Source organism: Microlunatus speluncae, from assembly GCF_009299835.1.
GTDB lineage: Bacteria > Actinomycetota > Actinomycetes > Propionibacteriales > Propionibacteriaceae > Microlunatus > Microlunatus speluncae.
The window spans coordinates 433,723-458,349 of sequence record NZ_VKCZ01000014.1 but is presented as its reverse complement, the minus strand read 5'-3'; the positions used below and the strand labels follow the sequence as shown (position 1 = coordinate 458,349).

Annotated in this window: 21 protein-coding genes; 8 read left to right on the top strand and 13 right to left on the bottom strand. The window is 68.5% G+C overall.

The features are described 5' to 3' along the window. Positions 1 to 65 precede the first annotated feature (65 nt). The 3 genes from FNH24_RS18880 to FNH24_RS18870 all read right to left on the bottom strand — a co-directional run bounded on the left by FNH24_RS18880 (position 66) and on the right by FNH24_RS18870 (position 5,829). On the bottom strand, positions 66 to 3,992 hold the full coding sequence (locus tag FNH24_RS18880; protein ID WP_152363751.1) for an ABC transporter ATP-binding protein: 3,927 nt from the start codon (positions 3,990 to 3,992) through the stop codon (positions 66 to 68). Continuing rightward, positions 3,976 to 4,344 carry a MarR family transcriptional regulator gene (locus FNH24_RS18875; protein ID WP_161606203.1) on the bottom strand — a complete coding sequence of 123 codons (369 nt, stop codon included), beginning with the start codon at positions 4,342 to 4,344 and terminating at the stop codon, positions 3,976 to 3,978. The genes FNH24_RS18880 and FNH24_RS18875 overlap by 17 nt, the downstream gene beginning before the upstream one ends. Positions 4,345 to 4,527: 183 nt before the next feature. Next, entirely contained in the window at positions 4,528 to 5,829 is a 1,302-nt protein-coding gene (locus FNH24_RS18870; RefSeq protein WP_152363749.1) for an MFS transporter, read from the bottom strand. A gap of 223 nt (positions 5,830 to 6,052) precedes the next feature. Between FNH24_RS18870 and FNH24_RS18865 the strand changes: the two genes are divergently transcribed. Next, positions 6,053 to 8,326, top strand: a complete 2,274-nt coding sequence (locus FNH24_RS18865; protein ID WP_152363748.1) for an ATP-binding cassette domain-containing protein — start codon at positions 6,053 to 6,055, stop codon at positions 8,324 to 8,326. Here the strand turns inward: FNH24_RS18865 and FNH24_RS18860 are convergent. Further along, the gene (locus FNH24_RS18860; RefSeq protein WP_152363747.1) at positions 8,311 to 8,976 is read right to left on the bottom strand and encodes a maleylpyruvate isomerase family mycothiol-dependent enzyme; all 666 of its coding nucleotides are present in this window, start codon (positions 8,974 to 8,976) and stop codon (positions 8,311 to 8,313) included. The two genes, FNH24_RS18865 and FNH24_RS18860, sit on opposite strands and share 16 nt — an antisense overlap. Before the next feature lie 99 nt (positions 8,977 to 9,075). Here FNH24_RS18860 and FNH24_RS18855 point away from each other — a divergent pair, with 99 nt between their 5' ends. Beyond that, positions 9,076 to 9,519 (top strand): MarR family winged helix-turn-helix transcriptional regulator, encoded by a 444-nt coding sequence (locus FNH24_RS18855; protein WP_152363746.1) that lies wholly within the window; start codon positions 9,076 to 9,078, stop codon positions 9,517 to 9,519. 19 nt (positions 9,520 to 9,538) lie between these two features. Here FNH24_RS18855 and FNH24_RS18850 read toward each other — a convergent pair whose 3' ends face one another. Together FNH24_RS18850 and FNH24_RS18845 are read right to left on the bottom strand one after the other, a co-directional pair. Next, on the bottom strand, positions 9,539 to 10,345 hold the full coding sequence (locus tag FNH24_RS18850; RefSeq protein WP_152363745.1) for an ABC transporter ATP-binding protein: 807 nt from the start codon (positions 10,343 to 10,345) through the stop codon (positions 9,539 to 9,541). After that, the gene (locus tag FNH24_RS18845; RefSeq protein WP_152363744.1) at positions 10,342 to 11,016 is read right to left on the bottom strand and encodes a FadR/GntR family transcriptional regulator; all 675 of its coding nucleotides are present in this window, start codon (positions 11,014 to 11,016) and stop codon (positions 10,342 to 10,344) included. Before FNH24_RS18845 ends, FNH24_RS18850 begins: the two co-directional genes overlap by 4 nt. Positions 11,017 to 11,202: 186 nt before the next feature. Here FNH24_RS18845 and FNH24_RS18840 point away from each other — a divergent pair, with 186 nt between their 5' ends. Then, positions 11,203 to 11,724 carry a GNAT family N-acetyltransferase gene (locus tag FNH24_RS18840; RefSeq protein WP_152363743.1) on the top strand — a complete coding sequence of 174 codons (522 nt, stop codon included), beginning with the start codon at positions 11,203 to 11,205 and terminating at the stop codon, positions 11,722 to 11,724. A gap of 40 nt (positions 11,725 to 11,764) precedes the next feature. On the opposite strand, the gene FNH24_RS18835 is transcribed toward FNH24_RS18840, so the two are convergent. Next, entirely contained in the window at positions 11,765 to 12,640 is an 876-nt protein-coding gene (locus FNH24_RS18835; RefSeq protein ID WP_152363742.1) for an aminoglycoside phosphotransferase family protein, read from the bottom strand. Next, positions 12,633 to 13,556, bottom strand: coding sequence for a phosphodiesterase (locus FNH24_RS18830; RefSeq protein WP_152363741.1), 924 nt, complete (start codon positions 13,554 to 13,556; stop codon positions 12,633 to 12,635). The genes FNH24_RS18835 and FNH24_RS18830 overlap by 8 nt, the downstream gene beginning before the upstream one ends. 105 nt (positions 13,557 to 13,661) lie before the next feature. Between FNH24_RS18830 and FNH24_RS18825 the strand changes: the two genes are divergently transcribed. From FNH24_RS18825 to FNH24_RS18815, 3 genes are all read left to right on the top strand, one after another. Then, complete coding sequence (locus FNH24_RS18825; RefSeq protein WP_161606202.1) at positions 13,662 to 14,150, top strand: NfeD family protein; 489 nt, start codon at positions 13,662 to 13,664, stop codon at positions 14,148 to 14,150. Between the two features lie 14 nt (positions 14,151 to 14,164). Beyond that, positions 14,165 to 15,724: a flotillin family protein gene (locus FNH24_RS18820; protein ID WP_152363739.1), complete on the top strand. Its 1,560-nt coding sequence runs from the start codon at positions 14,165 to 14,167 to the stop codon at positions 15,722 to 15,724. Positions 15,725 to 15,874: 150 nt separating this feature from the next. Then, positions 15,875 to 17,491, top strand: a complete 1,617-nt coding sequence (locus FNH24_RS18815) for an alpha/beta hydrolase family protein (RefSeq protein ID WP_161606201.1) — start codon at positions 15,875 to 15,877, stop codon at positions 17,489 to 17,491. Here the strand turns inward: FNH24_RS18815 and FNH24_RS18810 are convergent, their stop codons facing one another. The 3 genes from FNH24_RS18810 to FNH24_RS18800 form a co-directional block, all read right to left on the bottom strand. Then, positions 17,492 to 18,343 carry a polysaccharide lyase family protein gene (locus tag FNH24_RS18810; protein WP_161606200.1) on the bottom strand — a complete coding sequence of 284 codons (852 nt, stop codon included), beginning with the start codon at positions 18,341 to 18,343 and terminating at the stop codon, positions 17,492 to 17,494. Then, positions 18,343 to 19,932, bottom strand: a complete 1,590-nt coding sequence (locus FNH24_RS18805; protein WP_246186964.1) for an alkaline phosphatase D family protein — start codon at positions 19,930 to 19,932, stop codon at positions 18,343 to 18,345. The genes FNH24_RS18810 and FNH24_RS18805 overlap by 1 nt, the downstream gene beginning before the upstream one ends. Before the next feature lie 156 nt (positions 19,933 to 20,088). Next, a complete protein-coding gene (locus tag FNH24_RS18800) occupies positions 20,089 to 21,084 on the bottom strand; it encodes a S66 family peptidase (RefSeq protein WP_217428302.1) in 996 nt (331 codons plus the stop codon). A 130-nt stretch (positions 21,085 to 21,214) separates the two neighbouring features. Between FNH24_RS18800 and FNH24_RS18795 the strand changes: the two genes are divergently transcribed. Then, a complete protein-coding gene (locus tag FNH24_RS18795) occupies positions 21,215 to 21,910 on the top strand; it encodes a hypothetical protein (RefSeq protein WP_152363736.1) in 696 nt (231 codons plus the stop codon). Positions 21,911 to 21,913: 3 nt separating this feature from the next. On the opposite strand, the gene FNH24_RS18790 is transcribed toward FNH24_RS18795, so the two are convergent. Both FNH24_RS18790 and FNH24_RS18785 read right to left on the bottom strand, forming a co-directional pair. After that, positions 21,914 to 22,576, bottom strand: a complete 663-nt coding sequence (locus tag FNH24_RS18790) for an ATP-binding protein (protein ID WP_152363735.1) — start codon at positions 22,574 to 22,576, stop codon at positions 21,914 to 21,916. Between the two features lie 99 nt (positions 22,577 to 22,675). Further along, on the bottom strand, positions 22,676 to 23,584 hold the full coding sequence (locus tag FNH24_RS18785; RefSeq protein ID WP_161606199.1) for an aminoglycoside 6-adenylyltransferase: 909 nt from the start codon (positions 23,582 to 23,584) through the stop codon (positions 22,676 to 22,678). Between the two features lie 204 nt (positions 23,585 to 23,788). On the opposite strand from FNH24_RS18785, the gene FNH24_RS18780 reads away from it, so the two are divergent. Next, positions 23,789 to 24,622, top strand: coding sequence for a class I SAM-dependent methyltransferase (locus tag FNH24_RS18780; RefSeq protein ID WP_161606198.1), 834 nt, complete (start codon positions 23,789 to 23,791; stop codon positions 24,620 to 24,622). The last annotated feature ends 5 nt before the right edge of the window (positions 24,623 to 24,627 follow it).

The window sequence follows — 24,627 nt, the reverse complement described above, 5'->3', positions numbered from 1 at the left end:
GTTCTCCTCCACGCGTTCGGCACGTGGAGGATACCCCTGCCGGCCGGGGCGGCCGGCCCCGGCTGTCAGCGCGACGGAGCGTCGACCAGGTCGCCGGCGAAGGCCTGCCAGAGCCGTCGGTAGGCGCCGTCGCGTTCCAGCAGCTCGGCGTGGCTGCCGTCCTCGACCACCTCGCCGTGATCCAGCACCAGGATCCGGTCGGCGCGGGCCGCGGTGGTCAGCCGGTGGGCGATCACCACCGTGGTCCGGCGCTCGGCCAACCGATCGGCGGCCCGGGTCACCGCCGCCTCGCTGGCCAGGTCGAGGGCGGCCGTCGCCTCGTCCAGCAGCAGCAGATCGGGCTGGACGCATTCCGCCCGGGCCAGCGCGATCAACTGCCGCTGGCCGGCACTGAGGTTGCGGCCACGGTCGCCGACCTGATGGTGATAGCCGTTCTTCAGCCCGGCGATCATCTCGTGTGCGCCCACCGCCTGGGCCGCGGCCTCGACCTCGGCGCGGCTCGCGTCCGGCCGCCCGTACTTGATCGCGTCGGCGACCGTACCGGAGAAGAGGTATGCCTCCTGCGGTACGTAACCCAGCCGGTGCCGGTAGCCCGCGAGATCGTACGAACGAAGATCGACCTGATCGACCCGGACCTCGCCGTCACTGGGATCGTAGAAGCGGGCCAGCAGCTTCATCACCGTCGACTTGCCGGCACCGGTCTCCCCTACCACGGCCACCCGCTGCCCGGACGGGATCCGGAACGAGATCTCGCGCAGGGCCGGCTCCTCCGAGCCGCGGTAGCTGAAGATCACGTCGTCGAAGACGATCTCGCCCTTCATCCGGTCCGGCGCCGGGGTCGGCTGCGCGGCCTCCGGTGTCGACGGCTTGGTCCGCAACAGCTCAGAGATCCGGCGCAGGCCGACGGCGGCCTGCTGATAGCTGTCGAAGACCTGGGACAGCTGCTGCACCGGCGAGAAGAACATCGTCACGTAGAGCATGAACGCGATCAGGCCGCCCGCGGTCAACGCCCCGTTGTGCACCTGGGTCGCCCCGAACAGCAGCACCAGCGCGGTCGCCAGATCGGAGACGAACGCGATGAACGGGAAGAAGGTCGCGATGTAGCGCTGGCTGCGGACCCGGGCCACCCGGTAGCTCTCCGACAGTTCACCGAACCGCTGCGCGTTGTGCGCCTCGCGCCGGAAGGCCTGGGTCACCCGGACGCCGGCGACGTTCTCCTGCAGATCGGCGTTGACGATGCTGATCCGTTCCCGGGAGATCTGGTACGCCCGCGACGACCGGGCCCGGAAGATCAACGTCGCGATGATCACCAACGGCAGCACCGCGAGCACCACCAGCGCCAGCGACGGGTTGATCACCAGGATCGCCACCAGCACACCGAAGAAGGACAGCAGGCTGACCACCGCGGTGGTCAGACCGGTCTGCACGAACGTCGACAGCGCGTCCACGTCGGTGGTCATCCGGGTCATGATCCGGCCACCCATCTCGCGCTCGTAGAAGTCGAGCCCGAGCCGTTGCAGGTGCGCGAACAGCTTCATCCGGAGCAGATAGAGGATCCGCTCACCGTTGCGTCCGGTGACCTGGCTCTGCGCCCGCTGCACCAGCCAGTCGGCCAACGTGACGACGAAGGCAAGCACGGCCGCGATGATGATCACGTCGCCGCGATCCTCGGTGACACCTTGATCGACACCGAGCCGGATCGCCGCCGGCAAGATCAGCTGGGCGAGCGCGTCCGCCGCGACCAAGATCAATCCGAGCAGCAGCGGAGCCCGGAAGATCCGCAGCAGCTTGATGAACCGGAACGCCGGGTCGGGCCGGTGGTAGTGCTCCGGGTCGACCCGTGGCCGGTCGGTGGCCGGCGGCAGCTTGGCCACCTGGGCCAGCAGTTCCGGAGACGGCGGCAGGGCGCCGACCATCGAGCCCATCGGCCCCATGCCCCGGCCACCGCCGCCGCGCATGCCCATGCCGCCACCGCCCATGCCGCCGCCACCCGGCATCCCGCTGGTCAGCTCGGCCAGGCCGTAGGCGCGCTCCAGCGCCTGCTCCTCCGGGGTCAGCTCCGGCTCCCGCCAGGCCGAGGGAGTGACCCCGTCGACCTGGGCCTCGAGCGCCATGCTGCCGTTGAGCTCCTGACCGTTCAGTGCCGGGTTGATGATCATCGGGCGACCGTCCGCCTCGGCACTCACCTGATCGGGATCGAGCCGGTCGATGTCCTCCGGCCCGGTGAGCAGGATGTTGTACAGGTCGCAGCGCGCCGTCAGCTCCTCGTGGGTGCCGATGTCGACCAGCCGGCCGCGGTCGAGGACGCCGATCCGGTCGGCCAGCTCCAACGTGCTGCGCCGGTGTGCGACCAGGATCACCGTCCGGCCGGCCATTACCCGACGCAGCGTGTTGTGGATCTCGGCCTCGATCCGGGCGTCGATCGCCGACGTCGCGTCATCCAGCAGCAGCACCTGCGGATCGGTCAGCAGCGCCCGGGCCAGGGCGACCCGCTGCCGCTGGCCGCCGGACAGGGTCAGCCCCTGCTCGCCGACCACGGTGTCGTAGCCCTTGGGCAGTTTGCTGATGAACTCGTGCGCCTCGGCCGCCCGGGCCGCCGCCTCGATCTCGTCCTGGGTGGCGTCCGGGCGCCCGTACGCCAGGTTGTCCCGGACCGTGGTGGAAAACAGGAAGCTGTCCTCGAAGACCATCCCGATCGAGCCGCGCAGCGACTCCAGGGTGACCTCGCGGATGTCGGTGCCGCCCACGCAGATGGAGCCGCCGCCGACGTCGTAGAACCGTGGCAGCAACAGCGAAACCGTCGACTTCCCGGAACCCGCGGTGCCGACCAGCGCGAGGGTCTCGCCCCGCTGCACCGTGAAGCTGACCTCGTCGAGCACCGGCTGATCTTCGGTGTAGCCGAAGCTGACCCGGTCGAACCGGACGTCCACCGGTCCGTCCGGCAGCGTCGTCGCGTCGGGGGCGTCCTCGATGTCGGGCTTGGCGTCGATCACCTCGAACACCCGCAGCACCCCGGCCTTGGCCTGCTGCCCGATCGTCAGCAGCCCGGACAGCATCCGGACCGGCGCGACCATCGACGCGAGATAGGTGGAGAAGGCCAGGAAGGTGCCAAGCGTGATCTGTCCGTCCAGCGCCATCCAGCCGCCGACGCCGAGGATGCCGACCTGGCCGAACGCGGGGATGGCCTGCATCAGCGGGTTGTAGAAGCTGTTCAGGCGGATGGTCCGGGTCCGCGACGCGTAGAGATTCTGGGCGGCACCGTCGAGGCGGTCCAGCTCCTGCTGCTCCTGCCCGAAGCCCTTGACCACCCGGACCCCGGTCACCGCGGACTCGACCACGCCGGCGACCTCGCCGACCCGCTGCTGCGCGTCCCAGTTGGCCGGGAAGAGCGTGCGCCGACCGCGGATCGCGATGAACCAGAGCACCGGGCCGACCAGCAGGGCCACCACGGTCAGCGGAGCCGACAGGGTGAACATGATGATCACCGAGCCGAAGAACAGCAGCACGTTGCTGATCATGATCGGCATCATCCCGAGCAGACCCTGCACCAGGTTGAGGTCGGAGATCGACCGACTGACGATCTGGCCCGGCGGCAGCTCGTCCTGCTTCTTGCCGTCCATCCGCTCCAACGAGGCGAAGACCTCGCGGCGAAGATCATGCTGGACGTCGATGGACAGCCGGCCGCCGAGGAAGCGGCGCAGGAACCCGCCGCCGAAGTTGGCGACGCCGACGGTGAGCAGGGCGATGATCCAGGGCAGCATCGGCTGCACCTGGGTCAAGATCACGTCGTCGACGACCTCGCGCACGATCAGCGGCGTGATCGCGTTCGCTGCCATGCCGATCAGGGCGCCGCCGAAGGCGAAACCGAACAGGACCGGATGGCGCAGGCAGTAGCGGGCCAGTCGACGGATCCAGCCCGGTGGAGCCTGGCCTACGGCCTGGGGATCCGGTGAGTTCTTGTCCGAGCTGGTTCGTTCACGACTGTTGAGCACGCCGTCGTTCCTCCCGATTTTTCTCCATGGCCCGATCCAGGTCCGTCAGCGCGGACAGCATCACGGCCGGGTCGTCCAATTCCTTCAGCACCTCGTCGAAGCGCGTGACCAACGCGTCGTCGGCCAGCGACAGGGCCGCCTCGCCGACCGGAGTGATCTCCAGCCAGGTGATCCGCCGATCGCTCTCGTCACTGCGCCGCCGGACATGCCCCGCGACGGTGAGCGTCTCGACCGCGGCACTGATCGCCGGCTTCGACACCGCCAGCCGCTGCGCCAGTGCAGTCGACCGCTCCGTGCCGTCGGCCAGGAGCATCAGCAGCCGGTATTGCGGCGGCGTCAGCCCGGTGTCCACCCGATCCAACATTCGACCGGCCCGCAGCAACGCCCGAACCGCTCGCCGCCGACTCTCTCGCTGCCCCATCGCACCTCCCGAGCCAACAGTATAGTTAATCTCCTTAACTAACTGTCCACCGAGTTGTCAGAACTGAGTTGCCCTATGGCACAACTCAGTTCTGACAACTCGGTGTGGTTGGGGTCAAGATCGGGCGGGCACCTCAGCCTCGGGTTCCGGCGCGGCATCCGGTTCATCGTCGTCGCCGCCCGATGCGTTCGCGGCCGCGATGGCTGCCCGACCGGAGGGCAGCACGATCGCCACGGTGATCACGATGACGGTCACGATCCCGGCGGCGACCAGCAGGGTCTGGACGCTGATCACGTCGGCCAGGGGGCCGAAGACGGCCATGCCGACCGGGGTCGCCAGGGCCATCACGATCCCGACGTAACTGAACACCCGACCGTGCTTGTCCGGGTCGACGGTTCGCTGGATCAGGGTCATGAACGGCGTCGAGAACGGCGGCACCAGCAGGCCGAAGACGAACATGAACGCGTAGAAGACCCAGATGTTGGGGCTCAGGCCGAGGAACACGGTCACGATCGCGAACCCGTACGTCGCGATCAGGATCAGCCGCATCGGGTTCTGCTTGGCCAGGATCGTCGAGATCAGCACGCCGCCGAGCATCATCCCGATGCTGAACGCGACCTCCAGCACCGCCAGCATCCACTTCTCGGTGCCGAATTCGCGGGCGATCATCAGCGGCGTGATGAAGGACGGAGCGACCGTCAGCAGGAACAGGATCGCGAACACCGCGAGCAGCCAGCGCACAATCGGGTGGCTGGTGATGTACCGCATGCCCTCGACCAGATCCTGCTTGTACGTCGTCGCCCCCTCGGTCACCCGGGCCAGCGTGGGCACGGTGACCAGGGCGAGGAAGCCGATCCCGATCGCGGCCGTGACCACGTCGAGGAAGAACACCGGCACGACGCCGGCCATGGCATAGATCGCGGCCGCGACGGCGGGGGCCAGCAGCGCCATCACGGACTGGATGGTCTGGAATATGCCGTTGACCCGCATCAGCTGATCGGCCGGAACGAGCTGCGGGATCATCGCCTGCACCGTCGGGGACTGCACCCCGGCACCGAAGGACCGCACGGCGACGGCGAGCAGAATGATCCACAGATCGGTGACACCGTTCAGCATCAGTAGCGCCAGGATCAGCGTGACAATTGCGATCCCCGCGTCGGCGGTCATCGCCAGCACCTTCCGGTTCATCCGGTCGGCCAGCACTCCGCCGAAGATCGACACGATGCCCTGCGGCGCGAAGGCGGCCACCGCATAGAGCCCGACCATCAGCCCGGACTGCGTCTCCAGCGTGACGTACCACATCACCACGTACTGCACGATCATCGAGCCGAACAGCGACACGGTCTGTCCGGACAGGAAGAAGGTCAGGTTGCGCCGCCAGTTGGCGGGGATGGCCGTGGCCTGGTTCTCGGTCATCGTCTCCTCGGAATCAAAGATGGTCGGCCCTGCTGGTGGAAACCGTAGAACCTCAAGACGGGTTCAGGTCAACCACCAGATCGTTCGGGGCGAGAGTGAACCTACCTGGCGGCGCCGACAATCCGCTTGGAAATTCCGGAACGCTCCGGACACGCCGGGCCGGGTGCCGCGGCTCGCCGGATTTCGGCCCCGGCTGTCAGCGGTGGCGACTAGCTTTGGCGCCATGCATCCAGCGGATTCTCATGACCAGATCCATGTCCACGGCGCCCGCGAGAACAACCTGAAGAACGTCACCGTCGCGATCCCGAAGCGGCGGCTGACCGTGTTCACCGGCGTCTCGGGATCGGGCAAGAGTTCGCTGGTCTTCGGCACCATCGCGGCCGAGTCGCAGCGGCTGATCAACGAGACCTACAGCGCGTTCGTGCAGGGGTTCATGCCGAGTCTGGACCGGCCGGAGGTCGACCTGCTGGAGGGTGTGACCACGGCGATCATCGTCGATCAGGAGCGGATGGGGGCCAACTCCCGGTCGACGGTCGGCACGGCCACGGATGCCAACGCGATGCTGCGGATCGTCTTCAGCCGGCTCGGTGAGCCGAGCGCCGGGTCGTCGTTCCACTACAGCTTCAATCTGCCGTCCGGTGCCTGCCCGCGCTGTGAAGGATTGGGTACGGCCACCGACATCGATCTGGACGAGCTCTTCGACCGGGACAAGTCGCTGGCCGAGGGAGCGCTGACGATCCCCGGCTACAACGTCGACGGCTGGCAGGTGCGGATCTATGCCGAGTCCGGGTTCATGGATCCGGAGAAGCCGATCCGCGACTACACCGAGCAGGAGCTGAACGACTTCCTCTACAAAGAACAGTGCAAGGTCAAGGTCGGCGAGATGAACCTGACCTACGAGGGCCTGGTGCCACGGATCCGGAAGTCGTTCCTGCAGAAGGACAAGGACGCGCTGCAGCCACATCTACGCACCTTCGTCGACCGGGCCGTGACCTTCACCGCCTGCCCGGAGTGCGGCGGCGCGCGGCTCAACCCGGCGGCGCTCGCGTCGCGGATCGGCGGGATCAACATCGCCGACGCCTGCGCGATGCAGATCAGCGACCTGGCCGAGTGGGTCCGCAAGCTCGACGATCCGGCCGTCGCGCCACTGCTGGTCACCCTGCAGCAGACCCTGGATTCGTTCGTCGAGATCGGGCTGGGTTATCTCAGTCTGGACCGCCCGTCCGGCTCGCTGTCCGGCGGCGAGGCGCAGCGGACCAAGATGATCCGACATCTCGGCTCCAGCCTGACCGACGTGTCGTACATCTTCGACGAGCCGACGATCGGCCTGCACCCGCACGACATCCAGCGGATGAACGATCTGCTGCAACGCCTGCGGGACAAGGGAAACACGGTGCTGGTGGTCGAGCACAAGCCGGAGATGATCACCATCGCCGACCACGTCGTCGATCTCGGCCCCGGAGCCGGCGGGGCGGGCGGTTCGGTCTGCTTCGAGGGTTCGGTCGCCGAGCTGCGCGCCAGCGGTACGCTCACCGGCCGGCATCTGGACGACCGGGCGACGATCAAGCCCTCGACCCGGAAGCCGACCGGCTGCATGCCGATCCGGAACGCGACCCGGCACAACCTGCAGGACGTCAGCGTCGACGTCCCGCTCGGCGTGCTCTGTGTGGTGACCGGCGTCGCCGGGTCGGGCAAAAGCTCGCTGATCCACGGTTCGATCCCGAAGAACGCGGGTGTCGTGTCGGTCGATCAGTCGGCGATCCGCGGTTCGCGGCGGAGCAACCCGGCGACCTACACCGGCCTGCTCGACCCGATCCGGGCGGCGTTCGCCAAGGCCAACGGGGTCAAGCCGGGGCTGTTCAGCGCCAACTCCTCCGGCGCCTGTCCCAACTGCAACGGCAACGGCGTGATCTACACCGATCTGGCGATCATGGCCGGCGTCGCGACCCTGTGCGAAGAGTGCGGCGGCAAGCGATTCCAGGCCGAGGTCTTGGATTACAAGCTCGGCGGCAAGAACATCGCCGAGGTGCTGGCCATGTCGGTCGCCGAGGCCGACGAGTTCTTCTCCACCGGTCCGGCCAAGACCAAGGCGGCGCACGCGATCCTGGCCCGGATGTCGGATGTCGGGCTCGGTTACCTCACCCTCGGTCAGCCGCTGACCACCCTGTCCGGCGGCGAACGGCAGCGGGTCAAGCTGGCGATCCGGATGGCGGAGAAGGGTGGCATCTACATCCTGGACGAGCCGACGACGGGCCTGCATCTGGCCGATGTCGAGCAACTGCTCGGGCTGTTGGACCGGCTGGTCGACTCCGGCAAATCGGTGATCGTGATCGAGCATCACCAGGCGGTGATGGCGCACGCCGACTGGATCATCGACCTCGGTCCCGGCGCCGGTCACGACGGCGGCATGATCGTCTTCGAGGGCACCCCGGCCGAGCTCGTCGCCTCCCGCTCGACCCTGACCGGCCAGCACCTGGCCGATTACGTCGCCGGATAGTGGCCGAGGCGCTCGCGCAGGAGGTCGATTCCGGGGCCCTCCAACCGGGACAAGGTGGCCGGGCGGCCGGTCAGCAGTAGCAGGAGGTCGGTGATCTGGCCACGGATTTCCGGTCCGTCACCTTCCGTCCAGGCGACGTCCGTCGCGGTCAGTCGGTAGGGCGTCAGCGGGATCGAGTCGAACACGGCCGCCATTCCCCGGCCACGGTAGGACCAGACCCGAGTCGCGGCGATCGCGGCGGTCTCGGCCGGCAGTTCGAGCTCGCGGCCCAGTGGGATCGCGATGTCCTGCCCGTGCACAGCGATGTCGATCAAGGTCTCGGCGGGCGTGACCCCGACGTTGTGCCGGCGGGAGCCGATCATGGCCCGGATCTCTCCGATCAGTTGATCGGTCGGCCGGATGGCCTTGGCCTGCGCGGAACGGGTGATGATTCGGTTCATGCCGCCGAGAATGCCCGGGTGTCTGATCATGAACCGCAGCAGATCACCGACGCTCAACTGCTGCAGGGTGAGGTGGGCGGCGACATCGCGGACCGTCCAACCGGCGCACAGCGACGACCGCGTCCAGTCCTGATCGGTCAGCCGGTCGAGCAGGTCGACGGTCCGCTCACGCTGCGCATCGATGGCCGACCAGAGATCTTGATCGCTCATGTGGGCACACTCCCCGACGGACGCTTCGCCTCGATCACATCTAGTACGATGATAGGACTATTTTAGTTCGATCATAGGACTATGACAAGGGGTTTGGTCGTGGCCGAGCAGCTGCACGTCGCCGTTCTGATGTTCGTCGCCTACCGGTCGGCGGAAAACCGGATCGTCGAGGCCGTGCGGGCCGCCGGGTTTGCCGATGTGACGCTGGCCCAGGCCCGGATCGCGGCTCGGATCGGGCCCGACGGGACTCGGCTGGGCGAGCTGGCCGAGCAGGCTCAGGTCGCCAAGCAGACAGCGACCGCACTGGTCGACCGGCTCGAACGGGCCGGGTATGTCGAGCGCGTGCCCGACCCCGCCGACGGCCGGGCCCGGTTGGTCCGGATAGCCCCCAAGGCCCAGCGCGCCGTTCAGATCGCCCGCGCGGTCGAGGCCGAGATCGACGCCGAGTGGACCCGGCACCTCGGAGCCAGGAAGATGGCGCACCTCCGCGAGGCGCTGACCGAGCTGCGCACCATCACCGACCCTTATCGAACGCCGGAATGATCAATCCCGGTGCCGCGGGTCAGGCGGCCGCCCCGGCGTGAGGCCGGGTCGCCCGGGCGCTCCACCGACCGTCCACCTGTTCCACCGTGATCGGATGGCCGAAGGCCCGGGTGATCGTCTCGGTGGTCACGGCGCCGCCGACCGGGCCGGCGGCCACGGCCCGACCACGAGTGATCACCAACGCGTGCGTGGTCGACTCCGGCAACTCCTCCAGGTGATGGGTGACCAGCACCGAGGCGCGGTCGGCGTCGGCGTCGGCGAGCGCGTCAAAGGTCGCCAGCACCTGCTCCCGAGCCGCCACGTCGAGCCCGGTGGTCGGCTCGTCGAGCAGCAGCAGCCGCGGATCCGGCACCAGGGCCCGCGCGATGAGGGCTCGACCTCGCTCACCCTGAGACAGCGTGGGCCACCGGGCCTCGCGCCGATCCTGGAGGCCGACCAGCTCGATCAGCTCGTCGGCACGCTGCCGGTCGGCGTCGTCCGGAGCCCAGCGCGGCGGCAGTTCGATGGTGCCGGTGACACCGGTCAACACGACCTCGATCACGGTGCGCGGCGTCCGTAGCGGATGCCGCGGGTTGACGTGGCCGATGCCGCGGCGCAGCGCCTGCAATTCCACCCGGCCGAGCCGGTGGCCGAGCACCTCGACCGTGCCGGTGGTCGGATGGGTCACGGCACCGCAGAGGCCGAGGATCGTGCTCTTCCCGGCGCCGTTCGGGCCGAGCAGGGCCCAGTGCTCGCCGGGGCGGACGGTCAGTTGGATGCCGTCCAAGATCAGGGTCTCGCCGCGGCGGAAGGTGACGTCGTGCAGGGCCAGGACGGGATCGATCACCCGAGGTGCTCCTTCAGGGAGGTGAGGTGGGCGCGGCTGAGGTCCGACGCGGCGGCCGCGTCGCGGTCGGCGATCGCGGTGACCAGGTCGACGTGCGGCCGGTGGTCGGCGGCCCGGTCGAAGGCCGGCCGGAGCCGCAGCAGCTCGATCATGGAACGCCGCACCCGCGGCACGAAGCCGTCGAACATGTCGATCATGATCTCGTTGTGGGCGGCGACGACGACAGCCCGGTGAAAGGCCGTATCGGTGTCGACGTAGTCCTCGACCGTCGTGTCGGAGCGGTCGCGGGCGGCCAGGGCTCGGCGCAGCGTCCGCAGTTCCGCCGGAGTACGCCGACCGGCGGCCAGCCCGGCCGCCTCCGACTCGATCGCGATCCGGGTCTCGAGCACCGAGGCGATCGTCGCCCGTCGGACCACCGCATCCCACTCCTCCGGCGGATCGAGCGCGATCACGTACACCCCGGCCCCCTGCCGGGCCTCAACCACGCCGCGGCCGGCCAGCCGCCGGATCGCCTCCCGTACGGTCGACCGGCCGACCCCGAGCTGCGGCCCGAGCGTCGTCTCCCCGGGCAGCTTCTCCCCCAGCGCCCACTCCCGCCCCCGGATCCGCTCCAGCAACGCCGCGGCCGCGAGATCCGCCAACGACTCCCGCCCGACCTGTCTCACCGTCATCCCAACTCCGCTACTTGTCTGAGGAGTTTATCCTACCCACCGGCCGCCGCGTGCTCGGTCGGTTCTTCACGTTAACGTGAAAGCTGCCGCTTCACCCAGGTTGCAACGCGTGTGAAGTGCCAACAACTAGTGAGAAGTAGTGCGGCGGACCACCGATCATGGGACGCATCGCCTAGCGTGCCGGACATGGCTTCAGCCGAGATCCCTCCGCTCGCGACGACCCTCGCCGGCCGCCGGCTCGACCTCGAGCCGTTGCGGGTCGAACATGCCGAGGAGATGGCTTCGGTGCTCGACGATCCGAGCCTGCACACGTTCACCGGTGGCGAGCCGCCGACCATCGACGAACTGCGGAGTCGCTACGCCCGACAGGTCGTCGGGCACTCACCGGACGGATCTGAGCGCTGGCTGAACTGGATCGTCCGCCGCCGCGACGATGCCCAAGCGATCGGCTTCGTGCAGGCCACCGTTTCGGAGCAAGATCAACAACTCGTCGCCGAGATCGCCTGGGTGATCGGATCGGCGTTCCAGGGCCAGCGGTACGCCCAGGAGGCGGCGACCGTCATGACCGATTGGCTCCGTGACCGCGGAGTGGCCCGGCTCGTCGCCCTGATCCATCCTGATCATGAGGCATCCGGCGCCGTCGCGCGCAAGCTCGGTCTCGGGCACACCGACGAACTCGTGGACGGCGAGGTCCGCTGGGTCGGCTGAGCACCGGCTGATCATGATCACCGGCCGGATCCGGGCCTGGTCAGTCGAGCAGTGTCTGGGTGATCTGACGGGTGGTGTTCTCGGCCACGTCGGGCCGGGTCGCTGCGTACGCGGTGTAGGCGTTCAGGCCGGTGCAGAGTGCCCAGCCGCGGCCGCGGACCCAGCTTGCGTCGTCCAGCCCGACGGCGTCCCGGAAGATCATCCGGCAGCGCGGCGACAAGAGCGTGTAGGCGATCATCAGGTCGAAGGCCGGATCGCCGAGGCAGAGGCCGCCGAAGTCGATCACGGTGGTGACCCGGCCGTCCCGGGCCAGCAGATTGCCGGTGTGGAAATCGCCGTGCACCCATCTCGGCGGACCGGGTTCCGGTGCCGTCAGGGCGGCCTCCCAGACGCGGGTCAGGGCGGCGCGGTCGAACGTGTCGCCGACCGTTGCGATCGCCCGTCGGGTCGCCGAGTCGCGATCGACCAGCCGTTCCTGGCCGAGTTCGGCCCGCCGTTCGGTCGGGATCTCGCCCGCCTCGAACCCACGCAGGGTGATCAAGAACGCGGCCAGGTCTGCCGCCGTCTCGGCCGAGTCGCCGAACTCGGCCACCGTGGCGACGGACCCGTCCAGCCAGCGAGCGACGGCCCAGGGCCAGGGATAGCCGAAGGCCGGTTCCCCCACCCCGACCGGCACCGGGATCTGCAATGGCAGGATGGGGGCCAACCGGGGCAGCCAGTAGGCCTCCTTGCCGGCCTGGGTGATCGATCCGCCGTGCCGTGGCAGCCGTACCGCAAGATCATCACCGAGCCGGAAGATGACATGGTCGGAGCCCGCTTGCGGTTGCCGCCGCAACGGCAGGCCGGACCACTGGGGGAACTGATCATCGACCAGTCGCCGAGCCAGGTCGTCGTCGATCTCGAGCAGTTCACTCATCGGAGTCCAGCTCCGGAGCCGGCGATACGGACTTCCGGGAGAAGGCCTGATCACGTTCGTCGGGGCTCATGGCCGCCAGCTCCGCGATCGCTGCCGGCGAATGCCCGGTCACCGGCGTCGCCGAGTCGATCGGCACCACCGAGTGGACGATCCGGTCGCTGAAGACGTCGACCAGGGAGAAGGCGTGATTGGTGTCCACGCCGATGAACTCGCGGGCGCCGGGCAGCGGATCGATGGTGTAGCAGGAGGCCGCCGCGACCGAGACCGGGACGCCGGCGAAGGTGCCGAAGGTCGAGTAGTGCAGGTGGCCGGCCAGGATCGCCCGCACGTCCGTGCCGGTGATCACCTCGGCGAGCCGGTGGGCCGCTCGCAGCTCGACCAGCCCCATGATCTTGACCCGGGTCGGCAACGGTGGATGGTGCAGGGCGAGCACCGTACCGTCGGGGGCCGGCTCGGCCAGCACCTCGGCGAGCCAGGCCAGTTGATCATCGCCGAGCTCGCCGTGATGGTAGCCGGGCACCGTCGAGTCGAGGGCGATCACCCGCAACCCGCCGAGCATCAGCACCCGGTGCAGCGGTTCGGCCGACTCGGCACCCCAGAGCCGGGCCGAGAACGCCGGCCGCTCGTCATGGTTGCCCATCACCCACAGCAGTTCCGCGCCGAGTTCCGCGACGGTCGGCTCGACGGCGGCCGCGACCCGGTCATAGGCATCCGGCTCGCCCAGGTCGGCCACATCACCGGTGACGACCACCAGGTCGGCGTGGTCGATCTCGGTCCGCAGCCGGTCCAGCGCCTTGGCCAATCCCCGGTCCGTGTCGACCGAACCGAACAACGCGGCCCGGTCGCCGAGGAAATGGGTGTCGCTCAGGTGCACCAGGGTGTAGTCCGGCTCGGGATACTGAGTGAAGGGAGTCACCCCGCGATTGTGACAGGACGGTCCGGGCGAGACGCTCGGGCTTTACCCATGATGACCCGGCTACCCCTAGGATTCGGCCATGACACGGCACCGCGGGAGGTCGACATGCTCGTCTTCCTGATCATCGGCGGGGTCGGTGTCGTGCTGCTGCTGATCTTCCTGGTGGTCGGCGACCTCCTGGACGGGCTGTTTGATTTCGCCGGTGATCTGTTGTCCGGAGCCGCGTTGGCCGGGCTGGTCGGCGCATTCGGATTCACCGGTGCGTTGATCTTGGGAATCACGGACAGCCTGCCCTGGGCGATCGGTGGTGGCGCCGTCGGGGGTGTGCTGATCGGGCTCGCTGCCGGCTGGTTCTCCTGGCGGCTGCGGCACGGCGGGGACGAGGCGACGGTTCGCACCGGAGCCCTGGTCGGTCGGCAGGCGACCGTGATCAATCCGATCCCGGTCGATGGCTACGGCGAGATCAGGATCATCGCCGCCGGTCAGCCTACGAAACTCAATGCTCGCTCGTCGTCGCCGATCGACGCGGGCGAATCGGTGTACATCACGGCCGTCCTCTCCGCGACGTCGGTGACGGTCGATCGGTTGAACTGACAGAAAGATTGATCATGATTTTTGGATCCACGGTGATCGCGATCATCGGCTTGGTCGTCCTCGTCTTGTTGTTGGCGATCATCATCGCTTCGCGCTACAAGGTGGCCGGACCCAACGATGCCTACATCGTCACCGGCCGGAAGGGCAAGCCGGTCAAGAACGTGGAGACCGGTGAGATCTCCACCGACCTGTCCGGACAGCGGGTGGTGATGGGCGGCGGCATCTTCGTCGTGCCGTTCGTGCAGAAGCTGCACATCATGGACCTGTCCAGCCGCCGGATCATGGTGCAGATCCGCGGAGCCGTGTCCGGCCAGGGCATCAAGCTCAACCTGGACGGCGTGGCGATCGTCAAGGTCGGCGGCAACGAGGACTCGATCCGGGCGGCCGCGCAGCGGTTCCTCAGCCAGCAGGAGGAGATCGAGACCTTCACCCAGGAGACCCTGGCGGGCTCGCTGCGGTCGATCGTCGGCTCACTGTCGGTGGAGCAGATCATCCGGGACCGGGCCGCGTTCGCCCAGCGGGTGGCCGACGAATCCGAGTCGTCGCTGACCGGTCAGGGGCTGGTGCTGGACACGTTCCAGATCCAGGACATCACCGACGAGGGCAGCTATCTTTCCGATCTTGGTCGGCCCGAAGCCGCCCGGATCGGCCAGGTCGCCTCGGTGGCCGAGGCCGCGGCGCGGCAGGAGGCCGAGCAGGCCCAGCTGCGGGCCGAGGAGCAGATCGCGATCGCCAACCGCCAGCTGTCGCTGAAGCAGGCCGAGATCAAGGCCGAGACCGATGCGGCTCAGGCGCAGGCCGCCGCGGCCGGGCCGCTCGCCCAGGCGGATCGCGACCAGGCGATCTTGACCGAGCAGGAGAAGGTGGCCGTCCGGCAGGCCGCGCTGAAGGAACGCCAGCTGGACACCGAGGTGCGCAAGCCGGCCGACGCCGAGCGGTATCGGGTGGAGACCGAGGCGCAGGGTCGCCGTAACGCCGAGATCTCCGAGGCCGAGGCTCGCAAGGCTTCGTCGATCGCCGCCGCCGAGGCGCAGGCCGAGACGGCCCGACTCACCGGTGAAGGCGACAAGTCCCGCCGCTCGGCGCTGGCCGAGGCCGAAGCGATCGAGGGTGCCAAGCGCGGTGAGGCGGAGAAGGCCCGCCGAGTCGCCGAAGCCGACGCCGTCCGGGCCGAGGGTGACGCCCAGGCCGCGGCCATCCTGGCCAAGGGCCACGCCGAGGCGGAAGCCATGGACAAGCGCGCCGAGGCGTTCGCGCACTACAACGACGCCGCCGTGCTGCAGATGCTGGTCGAGGTCCTGCCGCAGGTCGCCAAGGAGGTCGCGGCGCCGATGGGCACGATCGACAAGCTGACCGTCGTCTCCACCGACGGCGCCGGCGCGATGCCGAAGCAGGTCACCAACGGAGTGGTGCAGACCATGGAGCTGCTCAAGAACACGACCGGTGTTGATCTTGAGTCGCTGGTTCGTCGATACACCAACGGCGAGGGCGGCAACGGACAGACCGTCCCGCCGGCCGCCGCGCCGGAAGATCAGCCAGCGGCTCCGGCGCTGCCGAAAGCCGACCCGGCCTGATCGACCCACCACCCCGCGGCGGGCGTTTGGCAACGATTCGAGCTCAACGCGCGCCGCGGGGTGGTGCGTTCCGCGACAGGACTCCGTTCGAGACGCTTTCATTGCGCCATGCGGGTGCGGGTAAGCGTTCGGTTCTGGGACGCGGATCGAGTGATCATTCAGGAGTCCTCCGGCTGGCGGGTGCACGACTGGCCCTCAGGACGATTACGCGCGGACGGCGCCGGAGTGCTGGTTCCCGGACCAGGGCGGCGCTGGGCGGCCCTGCACGACGGCCTGCTCAAGCTGGACCGCGGTCGAGTGATCGCGACGTCCGGGTCTGTGACCGAGGCGGTGTGGGACGGACCGGACGGTCTGCTGGCGGTGATCAACGGGCAGGAGCTGTGGCACCTCCCCGTCATCGGCGACGGGCGACTGCTGCACGGAGATGATCAGCTCCGGCAGCCGCAGGTCGCCGGCGACCGGGTCGGATTCGAGCGGGAGTTCGCCTCCGATCCGCCCGGCGTGATCTTGAACCCGGCCGATGTCCGTCGGCCGTTCGTGGTGGATCGGGCCGGCGGGCCGATCGAAGATCGACTGCCGGAGGTCACCGGCTGGGTCGATTGGGTGACGCCCTCCCCCACCGACCCGGCGCGATCGGCCTTCCAACACACGGATCTGCCCGGCCCGTACACGTTCCGGCTGGGCTTGTTGATCAACGACGTGCCCCGCTTTCCCTTGCCGGACAGCGATCTCCGCTCCTACGGTTCGGCGCCGGCCTGGGCCCCCGACGGATCGGTGGTCGCCGTCTCGGCGTTGCAGGGCATCCGCGGCGGCATCGCCGGCTGCGATCCGGACGGTGCGGCTTGGCGATGGCTCGCCGATCCCGAGGGGATGCACACCAGCCCGGCCCCGGTCCCCGGCGGGAACGGCGTGCTCAGCGTCTGGCAGGACCTCGATGTCTCTCCGTCGGTCGTGCTGACCACGCCGCACGGACGTACGGCCTGGGCGTCGATCACCGAGTCACCCGACTGGTGGCCGAGCGCTCCGCCCCGACTGGTCCGCTGGAGATCCGGACCGGATGAACTGGAGGGGTTGCTGCTCACTCCGCCCGGGCCGGGTCCGCACCCGACGGTGATCGACCTGCACGGCGGTCCGGACAACATGACGATCACCGCCTCGCTGTCGTCCTTTGCGGTGCCCCTCGACGGGTGGATCGAGGCCGGCTTCGCGGTGTTCGCCCCGGACTACCGAGCCAGCGGCATCCTCGGCTTCGAGGCCAAGCGGGCGGACGGGCGGCTGGAGCCGGGCACTCGCACCTCGGCCGACGATGTGATCGCCGGAATCGATCAGCTCATCACCGAGGGAGTCGTCGATCCGAGCCGCCTGCACCTGTTCGGCTGCAGCATGGGCGGCCTGGTCGGCGGCCACACGATCGCCCGAGGAGCCCGGATCCGCTCCGCCGCGTTCTGGGATCCGGCTCTCACCGATCCCCGGGCCGTGGACAACGCACTGCTCCGCCGGCAGCTCGGCGGCACGCCCGAGGAGGTGCCGGAGGCATGGGACCGGATCGCGCTGCATCCACTGGCCGCGCAGACCCGGATCCCGGTGTTGATCATGAGCTCCGGTGATCCGGACCGACTGAACAGCCGGGTGCACGCGGGCTGGCAGTCGGCGCTGCCGCAGGCCGAACTGCACTCGTTCCCGGCCGAAGGTCACCAGCCCTCGCGGCGGGCGCGGCACGAGATCATCCGTCGAGCGGTCGCCTGGTTCCACGCCGCTGAATCATGATCACGAGAGCTCGTACAGACCGATGGCATCCCAGGCCGCCCAGCCGCCCTCGGCCAAGGTGAAGCGGATCGTGTTGGCGCCGCTGGTGAACCCGCCTGCGGGGAGGTCGACCTCGTAGTAGCTGGGGATCAGCGGGCTACCGGGCAGATTGGCGTCACCCTGCCGGGAGCCCTGAGTGCCGCCGATGATCAAGGTCAGCTGCTGCACCACCGCACCGTTGACCGCGACGTCCAGCCGGCCGGCCAGCCGGGTGGTGTCGACCAGCCAGACCGCCAGGGCCGGCTTCCTCGGTGGCTCCGCCAGTTCGACGATCCAGTCCAATGAGTAGGCCCGTCGCCCGGCCCAGGCGTCGCCTGGTCCGGGCAGCAGATAGGGCCATCGGGCCGCGGCGTCGGCGCTGTGCACGACCTCGATGATCGCGTTCGGATAGCTGGTCGGGATCGACGGGTATTTGTTGGGTGCGAAGCGGAACTCCAGCGTCCGGCCGTCGAAGTCGCCGACCTCGGCGAGCGGGTCGCCGGAGTGGCTGATCGACGTCGTCGACCGGCCGACCACGACGGCCGACGGCCGCGACCAGGTCCCGGCGGCGTCCACGACCACCACCAGAAAGGACCAGGTCTCCCCAGCCGCCGATCGGACGCGATGGTGCCACCGCGGGTAGACGGTCTTGGCGACCAGCAGCCGATCCGGCAGCCCGCGCAGGGTTCGAGCCGCCTCACGGTCGCCACCTTCGATCGCGTACACCCGGTAGTGATCAACAACCGTCGCCCAGGGCAACGGCGACCAGTCGAGGGTGATCGTCAGCAACGCACCCTCGGTGGCCAGGCCGGTCACCGGATCAGGTCGGGCCATCAGAGCGCTCCCTCGATCGGATCGAGCCGCGAGGTGCCGGCCGGGGTCCTGAACGCGGCAGCGACCTGTCGCGGTGCCGTGTCGTCGGCCTCGACCCATTCGACGCTGACATAGGTCGACGTCATCTCTTCCGGAGTCAGCCGCACCAGCAGGTAGCCACGGCGGGCGTGGTAGAACCGCACGTACGGATAGCGCAGCCAGTCGTCGGCATAACCGTCGGTCTCCGCACCATCGCCGTCGGAGCCGATCGAGGTGCAGATCAGCTCGACGGCCAGCTTCCGGCCGGTGGGATCGGTCAGGTCGGCCGGCAGTTCCGCGGCGACCGCCCGATGGATGTCACCGGTCAGCACGACCGGATTCGAGACACCGTCCAATGACCGCATCAGTCGACCCCGGGCGGCCGGGTAGGCGTCCCAGGAGTCGAGCTCGGTGTCGGGTCGGACCGGGATCATGGAGACGGCGTTGCCGATCATGTTCCAGCGCGCCGGAGATTCCTGCAGCCGTTCGTGCAGCCACCGTTCCTGGGTCTCGCCGAGCATCGTCCGCTCGGGGTCGTAGCGGTCGTCGCCGGTCGGTTGCAGATCACGGTGCTGGCGGCCGTCGATCATCATCAGCCGCGCCAGCGAGCCGATGTCGTAGCTGTCGTAGATCGTCGTGCTCGGTCCGTCGGGCAGGGCCTCGACGGAGACCGGCAGGTTCTCGTAGAAGGCCCGGTAGGCGACCGCGATCCGGTGCGGGAACAAGGCATCCGGGATGCCGTCCCTGCTGTGCCGCCGGGCATAGCCGTTCTCGACTTCATGATCATCCCAGGTGAACACCCAGGCGGCCCGGGCGTGCGCCGCCTGCAGCTGCGGATCGGCCTTGAATCTGGCGTACCGCAGCCGGTACTGCTCCAGGGTCTCGATCTCCACCTCTTCGGCCGCTGTGACCGAGGCGTTCTTCCGCCACAAGTTGTCGCCGGCGACGATCGCGTACTCGTAGATGTAGTCGCCGAGGAAGACGACGAGATCAAGATCGGATTCGGCGGCCAGGTGTCGGTGGGCGGTGAAGTGGCCGTGATACCAGGCCTGGCAGGACGCCGCGGCCAGGGTGAACTCGGGAACCAGCTGCCCTGCCGCCGGCAACGTCCGGAACCGGCCGACGGGGCTGATCTGATCGCCGACCCGGAAGCGGTACCAGTACGACGTAGCGGGCCGCAGGCCCGTCACCTGCGGATGCACCGAATGGGCCAGGGCCGGTTGTGCGACTGCGGTCCCGCGCTGGACGACATCCTTGAACTCCTTGTCGCGGGCAACCTCCCAGCGCACCGTCACGTTCTCGAGCGGCATCCCGCCGTGACCGTCGGCGGCCAGCGGATCGAGAGCGAGCCGGGTCCACAACACCATGCTCTGATCGCCGGGGCTGCCCGCGGCGACGCCGAGGGTGAACGGATCACCGGCCAACGGCGTGGCCCGGGCGTGCGGAGCGTTGATGCCGAGCGCCAGGGTCCCGGCGCTGATGCCGCCCGCCTGCAGCAGCAGGCGCCGGCTGAGGCGGGGATCGTGGCGGGGATGGGCAGAATCGGACCGTCGTCCAGCGGCTGGGGGCACGCTCAAGTTCCTATCCGGATCTCCGGACCCCCGAAGACCGGGCCGGACGAATCTCATCGCGCTGCGGAATCGCATCCTAAGGACGTGGCGCGGCGGACGTCCAGATCAACGCCAAGGGTCGGACCGAGTCTGCTCCGGGTCGGGGTCCGGCCCGGATCAGCGACGCGGATTGATCGTCAGGCCGACGTCCGCCCCGACCGAGAGGTGCGCGGTGCCGCCGACCGGGATGGTCAGCAGCGGCATCGTGTGGCCGAAGTCGACGTTGGCCAGCACCGGTTTCCCTTGCAGGGCCGGGATGTCAGCGATCATGGCGTCGAGGTGATCACGGGTGACTCCCGATTCGCCCTGGAAGCGGCCGATGATCAAGCCTGCCGCCTGGTCGGCCCCCGGCAGTTGAAACAGGGAGGTGAGATCGCGGGCGAACAGTGCCGGGAAACTCAGGTAGTCGTCCTCGACGAACACCATCCGGCCGGCCAAGGACGGCATCCAGGCCGTGCCCTGCAACAGGTTGAGGGTGCACAGATTGCCGCCGAGCAGCGGACCGGTCGCCTCCCCCGGCCGCAGCGACCACCAGCCGTCCGTCGGCAGCAGCTCGCGATGATCTTGGTCGGCGAACCAGGCGTCGTCGCTCCACCAGGTCGACGGCTCGACCACGATCGGATCGGTCGTGAAGGTCGCCCGCCGGAACCATTCCTGCGTCGGCTCGAAATGATCACGCATGCCGAAGCTCGACCAATGCGGCCCGACGTAGGTCACCAGACCCGTCACGGCGTGGATGGCGTTGGCCAGCGCCGTGATGTCGGAGTAGCCGCAGAAGACCTTCGGGTGCGCGGCGATCAGGTCGAAGTCGAGGTGCGGCAACAGCTGGTTGGACAGGTAACCGCCGATCACGGTCAGGATGCCGGCCACCGAGTCGTCGGCGAACGCCGCGTGCAGATCATCGACGCGCGCCGCGACGCCGGCCGTGTCGAGCGGGCCGATCTCATCGACGTGATCACCGAAGTCGATCTCCAGACCGAGCTCCTCGGTCAGGTGCCGGACCGCGAACTCGGTGTTGTCGTGCTCCATCACCACCGGTCGCGACATCGACGGGGCAATCACCCGGATCCGGTCGCCCGCGGTCAGCCGCCGCGGCACCACTGAGCTGGTCACCCGCCGACCCTAAGCGACCAGTGCCACAGTGTGTGACATCCCGCCCCCGACCGGCAGAACTTCACGCGCTCGGGTCGGTGGCAGGCGATTTTGGCTGGCCGCGCGTCGGCGTCGATGCCAGGCTGCTCGGATGGCTGACCCCGAAGCCGTCCCGCTGCTGACCCGACCGTGGCCCACGCTCAACCATCGCGTTGTGCGGACCGAGCTGGAGCGCCTCGGCTGGAAGCTGTTCGCTCAGGGCGATTGGGCGTATGTCCTTCGATCACCGTCGGGGCGGCTGGTCGGCCGGGTCAGCCCCTTCGAGCCGGGCTACGGATACTTCATCGACCTGTGCCGGCGCTGTGCCGGGCATCGGCATCTGCCCCGGGTGGAGCTGGCGACGCCGTTGGAGGGCGGCGGTCACCTGGCCGTCCTGGAACATCTCGAGCCACCCGCGAGCGATGCCGTCCGGGACTTTCTGCACCAGTGGGAGCATCCGGAGCAGCAGAACGAAGATCTGCGATCACTCCGGCTCGAGGTCGACCGGATCGATGAGTGGGGCCGGCGCAAGGTGCGGGGTTGGATCGGGGTCGACCTCGGCGATCGCCACGTCCTGCGCTCGGCGGACGGATCCCTGAAGGTCATCGATCTGTTCGGCGTCGATTGGGGCTTTCTCGATCATCTGGTCGAGGATCCGCCGGGTTTCGCCCGGGCGGTCGACCTTGATCAGTGCCGCTATCTCCTCGACCTGCCGGATCTCCAACTGGACGATCATCCGGCCGGCTATCTGGCCCGGATCCGTACGGCTTTCGAGATCGCGTTCCCGAGCGCGGCGACCTCGGAGTGATGGCTACTGATGATCTTCCGACCACGCCTCGATAACGCCGATCGCCTGAGCTCGAACCTCAGCCGGTGATCGGGTCGCGTCGATGGCGTGCACCGACCATCCCGCCTCCCGCGCCGCTTGGATCTCACCTGCGGTGGCCACGCCGTGCCGCTCCGCCCAAGCTCCGATCCGAGCCAGCCGCTCCGGTTGGCGGTGTCCGGCCGCGCGGGCGACCTTGTCGTAGCGGACCAGCCAGTCCTCACCCCGCTCCGCCGCGGCCCGCTCGACAGCCAGGCCGACCGGCCCCTTCAGCTCGAACATGATCACTCGCTGCCTCACCATCGCGGCCACCGTGCGAAGGTGGCTGACGTAGCCCGGCCGGTCGGCCAAGGCCCACGGCAGGTCGCCCACCATGCCGGCCGGCGACCAGTCCATGACCCCGACGCCTTCGTCGGGAAGCTTCGCCAACCACGCGCCGTACGCATCCTCGAACTGGGAAGCGCCGGCATAGTGCCCCGTCCGGAAACCCTCGGCAACGACCGCGAACTCGGCGCGAGTGAACAACTCCTCCTCGCCGAAGGCCTCGACCGGACTGCCTTGACGCCAGAGGTCGCCCGTGATGCCGTCGGCCAACGTCGACTTGCCGATCCCGGCCGGTCCGGCCATCGTGATCCAGAGCTTCGGCATGAACCGACACTAACGTTCAAGGCTGCGATTCACATCCGGATTTGATCTTGTGCCGAGGGCGGCGACGCGGCAGAGTGACCGACACTTGGCAGTGCGAGTTCACGTCTGGCCGGACTGACCCGGTGATCGCGGGCCGGCCGCGTAGTCGCCCTGCCGCATCTGGCGGGCGTGTTCCGTGACCCGGTCCACGAGATCTGACGGATACCGGTAGCCGAGCCTGGTCGCGACTTCCTGGGCGAGTCGGGCGAACAGGGCGACCATGGTGAACAGGGCATCCCAGTTGTCCTCCGGAGCCGGGCCGGTCATCGTGTTCTCCAGTTCGGCCCAGGTGTCGGCCGGGAGATACTTCTTGAGTCCCTTGCCGAGGCTCCCCGTCTTCAGCGACCAGTCATGATCACATTCGACCCGCCACTCCAGCATCGGCACCAGGTAGTTCGACCTCATGTCGCAGTCGAGGACCCACTTCGCAGGCAGCAACTCGTTCCGGAGCAGGCTTTTCGCGACGTACGGGACCCCGATCAGGAAGTCGACGATCAGGCGTTGGAAGGTCGGCTCGTCGGGGCGCTCGGGGATGTACGCCGCGTACGTCGGAGCTGGCAGACCTCCGGTCAGGCCGATCTTGTCGATCAGCACGCGATGCCCGGCATCGAACTCCGGGTGCGGCTGGGGCCGAGTGGTGACATCGACGAACCGCTGGGGCGACCAGAGACCGAAGTCGATCTTCAGACCGTTGACATAGTTGTTCACGCTGCCGACCCAGACCGCTCCGGTCTCGGGGTTCACGTTGACCGGATCCCAATAGCTGATCAGCAGGTCGCCGAAATCGGCCAGCCAGTCTTGGTTCTGCGCCATCGACACCACGTCGTCGACGACGAGGACGACGTCGTAGTCGGAGTATGCGTCCAGTGCCGCACCGGGTATCGCACGGGTGCTGGTGAGGATCACCGCGTGGATCCCGGCCCGCTCGATCGCCCATTCGGTGAGGCGATCAAGGACCTCGTCAGCCATGGTCAGCGACCTCCTCGGTTCCGCGTCAGACCTTGACGCCGGTCTCGACCCTACGGGCATCGGGTACGAGCACGGAGGACGTCGACTCGGCAAATTCGCTTGCACGGTCGCAGCCCCCGGTCCACGGTGAGACCAATCGAGAAGGGAGCCACGATGACGCAGCCGTTGCCGTTCGAAGAGTCGGCTCGGTACGAGGACGTCGAAATGATCTTCGCGGCCGGCTCAACCGCCGCGACCGAAGACGCCGACCAGATCGGTGCGGACTTCGGCGAGATCGAGGAGGAGTTCGGCCGATTCCTCGACGAGAGCCTGACACTCCGCGGGCCTGACTCCCTCGGCGATCTGCTCGCCGGAGCCGACCCGCCTGTGGGTGGCATCGCCGTCGACGTGGGCTGCGGCCGGGGCCGAGATGCCGTCCGGCTGGCGAGCCGGTTCGGGTTGCAGGTTCATGGCATCGATCCGTCGCCGATCAATGTGCAGCAGGCCAAGGATCGGGCAGCCGCCGAGGGACTTGACCATCGGATCGACGTTCACCTCGGGCGAGCGGAGGCGATCCCACTGCCCGACCGATCCGTGGACGTGTTGTGGTGCAAGGAGGTGATCACCTTCACCGATCCGATCGCCGCGATGCGTGAGTTCCGCCGGGTGCTCCGTCCGGGCGCGGTCGGCTTGATCTACCAGGTGCTCACCGGGCCGGCGATGACTGCGGTGGAGGCGCATTGGCTCGCGAGCCAGGAGCTGGGATTCGGGCCGGCCAGGGAGCTGCGGCCCGCCGACGTCGAGGAAGCGATCAGGGTCGCCGGGCTCGAAATCCGGCAGCGCGTCGATTACGCGAGTGAATGGGGAGAAGCAGGACAGGAGCGCGATGGCTCGGCCGGGCGCAGACTGACCCACGCTGCGCGACTGCTCCGGACACCCCAGCGTTACATCGATCGGTACGGCGCAGCCAACTACCGGATCATGCTCGCCGACTGCCTCTGGCACGTCTACCGCATGATCGGCAAGCTGTGGGGTGTGGCGTTTCTCCTTCGCGCATGATGGTG

What these genes read in the sequence shown, in the direction of transcription:
- FNH24_RS18870 (WP_152363749.1), bottom strand. Translation starts at nt 5,829, where the DNA reads ATGACCGAGAACCAGGCCACGGCCATCCCCGCCAACTGGCGGCGCAAC.
- FNH24_RS18865 (WP_152363748.1), top strand. Translation starts at nt 6,053, where the DNA reads ATGCATCCAGCGGATTCTCATGACCAGATCCATGTCCACGGCGCCCGC.
- FNH24_RS18860 (WP_152363747.1), bottom strand. Translation starts at nt 8,976, where the DNA reads ATGAGCGATCAAGATCTCTGGTCGGCCATCGATGCGCAGCGTGAGCGG.
- FNH24_RS18845 (WP_152363744.1), bottom strand. Translation starts at nt 11,016, where the DNA reads ATGACGGTGAGACAGGTCGGGCGGGAGTCGTTGGCGGATCTCGCGGCC.
- FNH24_RS18840 (WP_152363743.1), top strand. Translation starts at nt 11,203, where the DNA reads ATGGCTTCAGCCGAGATCCCTCCGCTCGCGACGACCCTCGCCGGCCGC.
- FNH24_RS18835 (WP_152363742.1), bottom strand. Translation starts at nt 12,640, where the DNA reads ATGAGTGAACTGCTCGAGATCGACGACGACCTGGCTCGGCGACTGGTC.
- FNH24_RS18825 (WP_161606202.1), top strand. Translation starts at nt 13,662, where the DNA reads ATGCTCGTCTTCCTGATCATCGGCGGGGTCGGTGTCGTGCTGCTGCTG.
- FNH24_RS18820 (WP_152363739.1), top strand. Translation starts at nt 14,165, where the DNA reads ATGATTTTTGGATCCACGGTGATCGCGATCATCGGCTTGGTCGTCCTC.
- FNH24_RS18810 (WP_161606200.1), bottom strand. Translation starts at nt 18,343, where the DNA reads ATGGCCCGACCTGATCCGGTGACCGGCCTGGCCACCGAGGGTGCGTTG.
- FNH24_RS18795 (WP_152363736.1), top strand. Translation starts at nt 21,215, where the DNA reads ATGGCTGACCCCGAAGCCGTCCCGCTGCTGACCCGACCGTGGCCCACG.
- FNH24_RS18790 (WP_152363735.1), bottom strand. Translation starts at nt 22,576, where the DNA reads ATGCCGAAGCTCTGGATCACGATGGCCGGACCGGCCGGGATCGGCAAG.
- FNH24_RS18785 (WP_161606199.1), bottom strand. Translation starts at nt 23,584, where the DNA reads ATGGCTGACGAGGTCCTTGATCGCCTCACCGAATGGGCGATCGAGCGG.
- FNH24_RS18780 (WP_161606198.1), top strand. Translation starts at nt 23,789, where the DNA reads ATGATCTTCGCGGCCGGCTCAACCGCCGCGACCGAAGACGCCGACCAG.